The organism is Sphingomonas sp. LHG3406-1 (genome assembly GCF_029637485.1).
Lineage (GTDB): Bacteria > Pseudomonadota > Alphaproteobacteria > Sphingomonadales > Sphingomonadaceae > Sphingomicrobium.
On sequence record NZ_CP069128.1, the window covers coordinates 1,414,578 to 1,425,917 of the forward strand.

The 11,340-nt window shown below is 69.4% G+C and carries 8 protein-coding genes; 1 reads left to right on the top strand and 7 read right to left on the bottom strand.

Going from position 1 to position 11,340, the window contains the following annotated elements; translation table 11 throughout:
• Positions 1-279 precede the first annotated feature (279 nt).
• Complete coding sequence (locus tag JOY29_RS07000; RefSeq protein WP_300975458.1) at positions 280-2,769, top strand: ribonuclease E/G; 2,490 nt, start codon at positions 280-282, stop codon at positions 2,767-2,769.
• A gap of 86 nt (positions 2,770-2,855) precedes the next feature.
• On the opposite strand, the gene JOY29_RS07005 is transcribed toward JOY29_RS07000, so the two are convergent.
• The 7 genes from JOY29_RS07005 to JOY29_RS07035 form a co-directional block, all read right to left on the bottom strand.
• Entirely contained in the window at positions 2,856-3,488 is a 633-nt protein-coding gene (locus JOY29_RS07005) for an NAD-dependent epimerase/dehydratase family protein (RefSeq protein WP_300975459.1), read from the bottom strand.
• Positions 3,488-4,648 carry a deoxyguanosinetriphosphate triphosphohydrolase gene (locus JOY29_RS07010; protein ID WP_300975460.1) on the bottom strand — a complete coding sequence of 387 codons (1,161 nt, stop codon included), beginning with the start codon at positions 4,646-4,648 and terminating at the stop codon, positions 3,488-3,490. Before JOY29_RS07010 ends, JOY29_RS07005 begins: the two co-directional genes overlap by 1 nt.
• Entirely contained in the window at positions 4,645-6,297 is a 1,653-nt protein-coding gene (locus JOY29_RS07015; RefSeq protein WP_300975461.1) for an SPOR domain-containing protein, read from the bottom strand. Before JOY29_RS07015 ends, JOY29_RS07010 begins: the two co-directional genes overlap by 4 nt.
• A 213-nt stretch (positions 6,298-6,510) precedes the next feature.
• Positions 6,511-7,881: a cell division protein FtsZ gene (gene ftsZ / locus JOY29_RS07020; RefSeq protein WP_300975462.1), complete on the bottom strand. Its 1,371-nt coding sequence runs from the start codon at positions 7,879-7,881 to the stop codon at positions 6,511-6,513.
• A gap of 346 nt (positions 7,882-8,227) precedes the next feature.
• Positions 8,228-9,487, bottom strand: a complete 1,260-nt coding sequence (gene ftsA, locus JOY29_RS07025; RefSeq protein WP_300972810.1) for a cell division protein FtsA — start codon at positions 9,485-9,487, stop codon at positions 8,228-8,230.
• On the bottom strand, positions 9,487-10,401 hold the full coding sequence (locus tag JOY29_RS07030) for a cell division protein FtsQ/DivIB (protein ID WP_300972811.1): 915 nt from the start codon (positions 10,399-10,401) through the stop codon (positions 9,487-9,489). The genes ftsA and JOY29_RS07030 overlap by 1 nt, the downstream gene beginning before the upstream one ends.
• Positions 10,398-11,339 (bottom strand): D-alanine--D-alanine ligase, encoded by a 942-nt coding sequence (locus JOY29_RS07035; protein ID WP_300975497.1) that lies wholly within the window; start codon positions 11,337-11,339, stop codon positions 10,398-10,400. Before JOY29_RS07035 ends, JOY29_RS07030 begins: the two co-directional genes overlap by 4 nt.
• Position 11,340 lies beyond the last annotated feature (1 nt).

Genomic DNA, 11,340 nt, shown 5'->3' on the forward strand with positions numbered 1-11,340 from the left:
CTTCCGAGATTTGGCGCCGGATCAAGGCCAGGGGGCCGGTGACAGGGCGGTACCCCAGGCGTCGTACAGGTTGATGCTGATCCATGACGTTCAAGTACGCGCAAGTCGATCCTGCTGAGCTCGGCAGTGACGCGCGTTCGCCGGCGGATGCCGGAGAGCCTCAGGCAGCAGACGCACCCCTTTTGATCGCCATTTCCGCCGGCCCGATTGCGCCGGCGATGGCCGCAACACGCGCGCGCCGCCTGACCCTGTTCAGGGCGCGCGCTCGGAGACTATTCAATGACCACGCGCATGCTGATCGACGCGCGCCACCCGGAAGAGACCCGGGTCGCCGTCGTCCAGGGGAACCGGATCGAGGAGTTTGACTTCGAATCCGCCGAGCACAAGCAGCTCAAGGGTAATATCTATCTCGCCAAGGTGACTCGCGTCGAACCGTCGCTCCAGGCGGCGTTCGTCGACTATGGCGGAAACCGCCACGGCTTCCTCGCCTTCAGCGAAATCCATCCCGATTATTATCAGATTCCGAAGGCCGATCGCGAAGCCCTGCTCCGCGAGGAGGCGGAGCATGCCGCCGAGGAAGAGCGCCTGCGCGCCGAAGCCGAGGACGAGCCGCTCGACCCGCACCACGAGGATGACGGTACGGACGACCGGCCCGAGGAGCCGGAGGACGAGGGCGAGAGCCAGGGCGATCCGGAAGACGGCGAGCGCCAGCCCCGCGGCCGTCGCAGCCGCAAGGACGAGGCCGCCGACGAGGTCCGCCGCAAGCGCCTGAATCTCCGCCGCCGCTACAAGATCCAGGACGTCATCCAGCGCCGTCAGGTACTGCTGGTGCAGGTCGTCAAGGAAGAGCGCGGCAACAAGGGCGCGGCGCTGACCACCTACCTCAGCCTTGCCGGCCGCTATTGCGTGCTGATGCCCAACACGAGCCATGGCGGCGGCATCAGCCGGAAGATCTCCAACGGCTCCGACCGCAAGCGGCTGAAGTCGATCATCGCCGACCTGAAGCTTCCGGGCACGATGGGCCTGATTGTCCGCACCGCCGGGCTCGAGCGGAGCAAGGTCGAGATCAAGCGCGACTTCGATTATCTCGCCCGCCTGTGGGACGAAGTGCGCGAGAAGACGCTGTCTTCGTCGGCCCCGGCCCTCATCTATCGCGACAGCGACCTGGTGAAGCGGGCGATCCGCGACCTCTACCACAAGGACATCGACGAGGTGCTGGTCGAGGGCGAGGACGGCTACAAGGCGGCCCGCGGCTACATGAAGCTGCTGATGCCGAGCCATGTGAAGCGGGTGCAGTCGCACAGCGAGGCGACCCCCCTCTTCCAGCGCTATGGCGTCGAGGACCAGCTGGCGGCCATGTACCACCCGCTCGTCCAGCTGAAGAGCGGCGGCTACATCGTGATCAACCCGACCGAGGCCCTGGTCTCGATCGACATCAACTCGGGCCGCTCGACGCGCGAGCACAATATTGAGCAGACGGCCTATGCGACCAACCTCGAGGCGGCACAGGAGATTGCCCGTCAGCTACGGCTGCGCGACATGGCCGGCCTCGTCGTCATCGACTTCATCGACATGGAACAGAACAGCCATGTCCGAAAGGTCGAGAAGGCGATGAAGGAGGCGCTGAAGAACGATCGCGCCCGCATCCAGGTCGGCCGGATATCGAGCTTCGGGCTGATGGAGATGAGCCGCCAGCGCCTGCGCACCGGCGTGCTCGAGGCCTCGACCAAGAGCTGCCCCCATTGCGACGGCACCGGCCTGATGCGCACCGCCTCGTCGGCGGGCCTCAGCGCGCTGCGCATGATCGAGGACGAAGCGGCCCGCGGTCGCGGCGAGAAGGTCTGCCTTCGCGCCGGCACCGAGGCGGCGGTCTATGTGCTGAACAAGAAGCGCGCTGAACTGGCCGACATCGAGGCGCGCTATGGCGTCGTGATCGAAGTGCTGGTCGATCCGACGCTCGAGGGCGCGCGGATGACGGTCGAGAGCAGCGGTCCCCGCCCCGTTGCCCCGGTTCGCGCCATGCCTGCTCCGCAGCCGATCGAGGGCGACGAGCCGGAGATCGACGAAGAGGAATACGAGGACGAGGGCTCCGAGGAAGAGCGCGAGGATCGCGAGGAGCGCGGCGAGGGAGAGGACCGCAACGGCCGCCGCCGTCGCCGCCGTCGTCGGGGCGGCCGCAACCGTCGCCGCGATGAAGAGGCGGGCGAAGGCTCGGAAGAGACCGATGGCGCCGACCAGGAAGGCTCGGAAGACGAGCAGCAGGAAGAGGTCGAGGCTGCATCCGGCGAGGACGAGGGCGGCAGCGAAGAGGAGCGCCGCAAGCGTCGTGGCCGCCGTGGCGGTCGCCGCAGGGGCGGTCGTGGCCGGGACCGCGAAGAGGGTCAGCACGAGGAGGGTGCCGAAGAGCTCGCCCCCGAGCCTGGCGAGGCCCCGATGGTCGAGCCGGTCCCGAGCGAGGATCCCGCACCGGTGACGGTTGAGGCCGCTCCCGAGGCGGAACCGGTCGCGGAGGAGAAGCCCAAGGCTCGTCGCCGTCCGCGTGCCCGCAAGGCCGATGCTGCCGCCGAGGCCGCCGCGCCCGCACCGGCAATCGAGGAGATCGCGCCCGAGGCTCCGGCCGACGTCGCTGCCGAGGAAGCCGCAGCGGCCGAAGAGAAGCCGAAGCCCAAGCGGCGTTCGCGCGCCAAGAAGGCCGAAGCGCCGGTCGAGGCCGCCGACGGTTCGGCCCAGCCCACCCGCAAGGGCTGGTGGTCGCGCACCTTCGGCTGATCGATTGTGCCCCGGCGAAAGCCGGGGCCCTTTCGACTTGAGGCGATGCAAGCCGTTACTGGACCCCGGCCATGGCCGGGGAACAGTCAGGCCGCCAGCGCCCTGATCTCGCGATTGTGGTGCCGGAACAGTCCGGGCTCCCGCCGCTCCACCAGCGCCGCCATGGCCGTCGCGACCAGCCCCGCATCTATCCCGGCGTAACGGTCGAGCGAGCCGACCAGGAGCCGGTTGAGCAGGGGCGAGAGCAATTGGCCGACGCCCTCGCCGATCCTCCGCTCGCTGCGCTGCCCGAGCAGGAGCCCCGGCCGCAGCACGTCCACCCGCTCGAAGCCGAGCGCGGCGATCGCCTCCTCGACCTCACCCTTCAGACGCAGGTAGGCATTGCGGCTGCCCGCATCGGCACCGCTCGACGAGACGATCAGAAATTGATGCCCGCCCGCTTTCCGCGCGGCGGCGGCAAAGGCGAGGACGGCGTGTCGGTCCACCGCCTCGAACGCCGCCCAGCTTCCCGCCGCCTTGCGGGTCGTGCCGAGGGTGGAGATGGCGACATCGACCGCGTGCCCGGCCAGCAGGCCCGGCCAGTCCGCCATCGCCCCGAGCTTTTCCTGCACCGCACCGCTCGGGCGACGGCCCAAGACCAGCAGGTCATGCCTGCGCTCCAGAAGCGGCCAGAGCTGGCGTCCGATCAGCCCCGTGGCTCCGATCATGGCGACGCGCATCAGAACTTCTCCGGAAGCTCCACCGGGCCGATCAGGGCTTCGTGGCGCTTGATGGCGAAGGGGTCGGTCATGCCGGCGACATAGTCGGCAACATTGCGGGCGATCGCCTGCGGTCCGTCACCGCGGTGCCAGGCATCGGGCAGGAGCCGCGGGTCGTCGAGGTAGGCGCGGGCAAGATTGCCGACGACCCGCTGCGCCTCGATCCGCACCGGCTGCAGGGCAGGCGCATTGTAGAGGTTGGCGTAGAGGCACTTCTTGAGTGCCCTCTCCTCCCCCGCGAGCCCAGACGAGAAGCCGGCGAGCGGGCCGGCATGGGCGCGGACATCCGCCAGCGTTTCCACCCCAGCCTCGGATACCCGGCGACGCGTTTCGGCTAGGAGATCGCCGACCATGGTGCCGATCTGGTCGCGGACCAGCGCCTTGATCTTCCGCTCGGGAGAGAGATCCGGCCAGCGCTTCCCGATCGCCTCCCAGTGGCGGGCAACCAAGGGCAATTCGAGCAACGCCTCCAGCGGAAGCACGCCCGAACGCAGCCCATCGTCGATGTCGTGATTGTCGTAGGCAATGTCATCTGCGAGTGCTGCGACCTGCGCTTCGAGGCTCGGCCAGCGGTCGAGCTCCAGCCCGATCCTCGCATCCACCTCGGCGAGCGCCCATTGCGGCGCAGCGACCGGGCCATTGTGCTTGGCCAGTCCCTCCAGCATCTCGAAGGTGAGATTGAGCCCGTCAAAGTCCGGATAGGGCGTTTCGAGGCAGGTGACGAGGCGCAGGCTGTGTCCGTTGTGATCGAAGCCGCCATGCCCGGCCACTGCCGCGTCCAGCGCATCCTCCCCGGCATGGCCGAAGGGCGGATGGCCAAGGTCGTGAGCGAGGCACAGCGCCTCCGTCAAATCCTCGTTGAGACCGAGCACGCGGGCGATGGTCCGCCCGATCTGCGCGACTTCGAGACTATGGGTGAGGCGGACCCGGAAATGGTCGCCGTCGGGTGCGACGAACACCTGCGTCTTGTGGCGCAGCCGGCGGAAAGCGACCGAATGGACGATCCGGTCACGGTCGCGCTGGAAGGCGTCGCGTGGGCCCCGCGGCCCGCTATCGGGTTCGGCGAAGTGCCGTCCGCGACTGAGCGCCGGGCGGGCGGCAATGCCGGGAGGAAGGCTCACTTCGATGCGAGCTTCTCGAGCTTGGTGCCGCGCGGAGCCGTCCAGGCAAAGCCCTCGAGCTTGGCGGCGTGGAGGTCGTTGACGAAATCCTGCGCGTCCGCATCGTCCTTGAACGGGCCGACCAGCAGGCGTGACCAGCCGCGCACTTCGGAAACGAGCGGCTGCCGATTGCGGAAGAGCGCGGCCTTTCGGGCGCGGATCCGGGCATATTCCTTCTGCATCATGTCCGCATTAGCGCCGCCGGCGAGCTGGACATAGATGCGCGACGCGGTGGTGGTGGTGACCGCGGAGCGGGTGGCCTTGCCCTTTTCCTCGTCCGCCTTGCAGCGCGCGATTGCCGTCTTGCTCCTGCCCTTCACGTTACAGGTGTCGGCGGCGGCCAGCTTCAGCTTCTTTTCCTCGTCCGCCTTGCAGCGCGCGATTGCCGTCTTGCTCCTGCCCTTGACGTCACAGGTGTCGGCGGCGGCCAGCTTCACCTTCTTTTCCTCGTCCGCCTTGCAGCGCGCGATTGCCGTCTTGCTCCTGCCCTTCACGTCGCAGGTGTCGGCGGCGGCGAGCTTGACCGGTTTCGCCTCCTCCGTCTTGCGGCGCGACGACGAACCACGCGCCGGCGGATCGGGCTCGTCGCTGGCCGGGCGGCTGGCAAGGGTGCGCTCGGGCGCCGCGCTGCGGGACGGCGATTTGCGCTCGACGATCGGCCTGGGCGCGGGCGGCGGAGGCGTGGAGGGGAGCGTGACGATCGCGCTCTCGATCGACGCCAGGCGATCCGGCCCGGGCCTGGGCTTGGCAGCGGCCGGGCGCGGCGTGGACACTCGGGCGGCGGCGACCCGCGCCGGCGGAGTCACGACGGGCGCGGGCGCCGGCTCTTCGAGGGCGGCGAGCGCGGCGCCTTCCGCGGGCATCATGCCAAGGTGGACCGCGGCCGCTTTCTGGGCGGGGCCTAGCGTCGGCAGTCGGCGCAGGAAGGGATCGAATCCGTTGCCGGCCCCCGGCATCATCGCCGCGATCGCCTGGCGGGCACCTTCCACGTCGCCGCCGAGCGCAAGAATGAAGGCGCGGGCGCGGCGGGCTCCAGCATCACGGCGGGCGAGCAGGGGATCGAGCGTCGACAGGGCTTCGGCCTTGCGACCGGAGATGGCGATGCTGAGGGCAAGGCGGCGGCGGGCCTCGGCCTCGTCGGCGCCGCTCAGCACCGCACGATAGTCGCTCTGCGCTTCGGCCTGACGTGCGAGGAGGTCGAAGGCGAGGCCACGGTCGAGCGCGATCAGGGTCTGCGTGGCGCCGAGCGCCTGCGCCTGTTCGAACATGCCGAGCGCCGCCAGACCCTCGCCCATCTGCGCCAGCGCCGAGCCCTGCCCTGCCTTGGGCGCCCAATGGTTGGCGTTGATCTCCTCGGCGCGGCCGAAGAAGCCGATCGCCGCCTGTGCGTCGCCGAGCCGAAGGGCGGCCCGGCCGGCTCCGAGCAAGGCAGCATAATCCCGCGGGTTGATCGCCAGGAGGCGGACGTTGCGGGCGAGCGCCGCTTCGGGCGATTCGATCGTGCCCGCGAGCGGCGCGGCGGGCGGCTCGGGCGGGCGGCCGCCGATATATTGCGCGGCCGCCGGCACCGGCAGCAGCGCCGCCGCCAAGACAAAAGCGGTAAGTCTCATCCCCATCCCGTGCTCCGGTCTAGCTGAGCCGCCGCTGACCGGAAGGGTGCCGGGCGATGAGGCGTGGGGTGGAGGGGACGAGTTGAAACAGCTTCCTCCCTGCGAACGGGAGGTGGCATGCCGCAGGCACGACGAAGGGGCCTGGTAACTGGACCAGGCCCCTTCTGCCGGCTGCCCTGCAGCCGTCGCTTCCCCCGGCGGGGGGAAACCAGCTTACTGATTACCCTGGCGGTTGAGGAAGCGCGGGATGTCGAGCGGCTCGCGGCGGAGGCTCGGCGTCGGCTCTTCCTCGATCTTGCCGCCGGCGCGGGCCATCGAGCTCATGCGTTCGAACAGGGTACCCGATGCGGTGGCCGTCCTGGCGGGCGCGACATCCTCGTCGACCGGCGGAGCGATCGGCGGAGTGCCGACCGGGCTGGTCAGGATGTCCTCGCTGTCGAGCAGAAGCTCGTCGGAATCGCCAAGGTCGAGCGGCTCGGGCGCCTTGGCGACCGGAGCGATCGGAGTCGCGGTGGTCGCGGCCGGGGTCGCCGTGGCGGTGGTCCGCGGGAAGGCGAACACCTTGCTCGACGCGGTCGAGGCCGAGGCCGAGGCCGAGGTGACCGGCTTGGTCGCCTCTTCCGCCTCGATGCCGGTGGCGACGACCGAGACGCGGATCTTGCCGTCGAGGTCGTTGTTGAAGGCCGAACCCCAGATGATGTTGGCGTCGGGGTCGACCAGCTCCTTGATGTGGCTGGCGGCCTCGTCGACCTCCATCAGGCGCATGTCCTCGCCGCCGGTGATGGAGATGATGACGCCCTTGGCGCCCTTCATGCTGACGCCGTCGAGCAGCGGGTTCGAAATAGCCTTCTCGGCCGCCTCGATCGCGCGATTGTCGCCCGACGCTTCGCCGGTGCCCATCATCGCCTTGCCCATCTCACCCATCACCGAGCGAACGTCGGCGAAGTCGAGGTTGATGAGGCCGGGCATGACCATCAGGTCGGTGATCCCGCGGACGCCCTGCTGGAGGACCTCGTCCGCCATCTGGAACGCTTCCTTGAAGGTCGTGTCCGAATTGGCGAGCCGGAACAGATTCTGGTTCGGGATGACGATCAGCGTGTCGACATGCTGCTGAAGCTCGGCAATGCCGGCCTCCGCGGCGCGGGTACGGCGATTGCCCTCGAACGCAAACGGCTTGGTCACCACGCCAACAGTCAGGATGCCCTTGTCGCGGGCGGCCTTGGCCATCACCGGAGCGGCGCCGGTGCCGGTGCCGCCGCCCATGCCGGCGGCGATGAAGCACATGTGTGCCCCTTCGAGCGCCCGCTCGATATCCTCCATCGCCTCTTCGGCGGCGGCGCGGCCGATCTCCGGACGCGCACCGGCCCCGAGGCCCTGCGTGATCTTGGAGCCGAGCTGGATGCGGCGATCGGCGAGCGAGGCGTTGAGCGCCTGCGCGTCGGTGTTGGCGACCAGGAAGTCGACGCCCTGGACGTCGGCCCTGATCATGTTGGCGATGGCATTGCCGCCGGCGCCGCCGACACCGATGACGGTGATGCGCGGCTTCAGCTCGTCGACTGCCGGCCGGACGAAATCGATGCTCATGTGGCTGGGACCCCCGCTCATCAACGCGTTGAACTTGTAAGGATGAATCTATGATTCACCCGACTCCGCGGCACAAGCGGAAAAGTTAATATCGGTGCATCTTTTCCGATGAGACGTGGCGGGAGGGACTCATGCGTCCCGCAGTGGGACGGTGCAGGCCCGCAAAAAAGGCATAGCGTCCACTTCGTCCAGTTCCGCGCCGGGCGGGCCGGAACGGCGGCGGTCCGAGGCGGCGAGGGAGAGGGGTGCGGTCCGGGCACCTGCGGCACCACAACATGCCAGATCCTACTTATCAAGGAGCAAGGGCGTCATGTGCGCGGCGCGGCCCGAGCGGCGTCGCCGACCGTCAGGCCCGCCCGCGGATCGCCGACATGAAGCGGCCGAACAGCCCGCCCGCCTGCGGCCCCGCCTTGCGTGTCGGCAAGGCAAGGTCGCGGATGTCGCCGCCCTGCCCCGACGAGGCCAGCATGGCGAGGCCGACCAGCGACGCGAAGGCCGGGCCGCTGTGCGCATCGGGAAGGCCGGTGATCGCGCGCGGACGCCCGACCCGGACGGCGCGGCCGAGCACGCCCTGCATGTAGTCGGCGATGTTCTTGAGGTCGGCGCCGCCGCCGGTCAGCACCACCTGCCCGCCGACCGGCTTGACGAAGCCCATGTCCTTGAGCGCGTTCTCCACCTCGGCGGTGGTCCGCTCGACCCGCTGCCGGATGACGGTCATCAGCTGCGCGCGGCTGATGCGCAGCGGCTCGGCGCCATCCTCCGAACCGATCGGGAGCGCCTCGACCACCTCGTGATTGTCGCGCGGGCTCGTCATCGCCGAACCGTGAAAGCATTTGATCCGCTCGGCATCGCGGCGGCGGACCCCGAAGGCGGCGGCGATGTCGTCGGTGATGTCCTTGGCGCCGAGCGGGATGGAGCGCAGCCCGACCAGCATGCCGCCGGCATGGAGCGACACGTTGGTGACTTCCGCGCCCAGTTCGATCAGCGCCACCCCGAGGTCGCGCTCTTCGGGCGACAGGCAGGCGAGCGCCGCCGCGACCGGCGAAGCGACGATGGCGTGGACTCCGAGATGGGCCTGGCGAATGGTGAGGTCGACGTTGCGCAGCGGCGCCTCGTCGGCAGCGATGACATGGATGTCGACGCCCAGCCGGCTGGCGTGCATGCCGATCGGCGAGCGGACGCCCTCGATGTCGTCGATGGTGTAGAGCGCCGGATTGGCGTGGAGCACCACCTGCCCCGGCCGATCGACCGCCTGACGGCCCGAATGCAGCAGCTCCTCGACGTCCGACGGTTCGACCTGGTGGCCGCCGATCTCGACCTCGACGGTGGCAAGGTCGCTGCTGAGACCGCCCGCGCCATAGCTGGCCCACACGTCGTCGATGGTCTGGCCGCTCATCCGCTCGGCCTGCTCGACCGCCTCGCGGACCGCGACCTCGGTCGCCTCCATATCGGTCACGAAACCGCGCTTCACGCCCCGGCTCTGGCGCTGGCCGGTGCCGAGGACGCGCGGACGGCCCTCCTCGTCCAGCGTGCAGACGAGCGCCGAAACCTTGGAGGAACCGATGTCGAGGGCGCCGATCAGCTGCGGCGCGTCGCGCGTGGCCATCAGTTGGTGGCCTCGGGGGTGAGGCCGGCGGGCGGCGGGGTGGCGCCGGGCGGCACCCGCACGATCATCTTGCCCGGCACGCGCAAATCGAAGCGGATCATGTCACGGCCAAGCAGGCCGACCGAGCGGTCCATCTTGGCGAAGCGCTGAAGCGCCTTCGCCGCGGCGGCCTCCCCCTCGGGCAGCGATACATTCTCGCCGGTCGCGAAGGTCAGGTCCCAGCGCCGGCCGCCGATCCAGGTGGCGGAGGCGAGCTGGGGCTTCAGGGTGGGCACGCTGTCGATCATGCGCTTGAGCTGGACGGCCTGCCGGTTGGCGCCCGGCCCGATCAGCAAGGGCAGGTCGGGCATCCTGTCGACCCGGACCGCGTCGAGCACCACGCCGTCGCCGTCGATCAGGCTGAGCCGGCCCTGCTGCTGCCAGACGGCGGCGGGAGTGCGTTCGATGATGTCGACGACCAGCCCGTCGGGCAGGCGGCGCGACACGCGGGCGTCCTTGACCCAGCCGAACTGCAACAGGTTCTCGCGGATGAGGTCGAGATCGACGAGGGCCTGCGCCGGCTCGTCGATGCCGACCGGGGCTTCCTCGGCGGCGCGGCGAAGCTCGTCGGTGACCACCGCATCCACCTTGCGGCGATCCATGTTGCGGAGCCCTTCGATCTGGTAGCTGGCGACCTTGAAGCCGGCTTCGCCGGTGGCGGCGCCGGTGGCGCGGAGCGCCTTGGCGGGAAGGTCGAGCGCGATCAGCGCGACGATGACCATCACGGCGACCAGCGCCAGGAAGGCATAACGCGCCAGTCGGCCGCTGCCCTCGGGCCACGGCGAGGCGGCGCGCGCCGGCGCCTTGCGCGACGAGGCCTTGCCCCTGCCCCTCCCCTTGGCCGCCGTCGGCCGCCGGATCGCCTGTGCGTTCAAGGCGCCTTCCCGTCCACCAGAGCTTCCGCGATCAGACGCTCGACCAGTTCGCCATAGGAGATTCCGCGCTGCCGTGCCTGCTCCGGCACCAGGCTGAGCGGTGTCATGCCGGGCTGGGTGTTGACCTCGAGCAGGTAGAGGCCCGCCTCGCCCTGCTCGTCGTCCCAGCGGAAGTCGGACCGGCTGGCGCCCTTGCAGCCGAGCGCCCGATGGGCGGTCAGCGCCATGTCGAGCATCGCCTGCGCGATGTCGTCGGGCACTTGCGCCGGGCAGATATGCTGGGTCACGCCGTCGGTATATTTGGCTTCGAAGTCGTAGAAGTCGTTGTGGGGCTTGAGTTCGGTAACGCAGAGCGCCTCGTCGCCGAGCACCGCGACGGTCAGCTCGCGTCCGCGGATGAACGGCTCGGCGAGCAATTCGTCGAAGTCGTTCCAAGGGCCCTTCGTGTCGCGGCCGATCGGGTTGCCGTAATTGCTGCCGTCGGTGACGATGGCGACACCGACCGACGAGCCTTCGTTGACCGGCTTCAGCACATAGGGTCGCGCGATCGGGTCGCCCGAGAACAGGCTTTCGGACCGGACCATCGTGCCCTTGGGCATGCGCACGCCGGCGGGGACCAGCAGCAGCTTGGTCAGCTCCTTGTCGATGGCGATGGCCGAGGTGGTCACGCCCGAATGGGTGTAGCGGATGCCCATCAGGTCGAGCATGCCCTGCACCGTGCCGTCCTCGCCGGGATGGCCGTGGAGCGCGTTGAAGACGATGTCGGGGCGAAGCTCCTCGATCACGCGGCCGACGTTGCGGTCCATGTCGACCTCGGTCACGTTCGACCAGCCACGCTCGCGCAGCGCCCCCGCCACGCCCTTGCCGCTCATCAGCGACACTTCGCGTTCCGACGACCAGCCGCCCATCAGGACGACGACATGGATGTCGCGGTTCAGA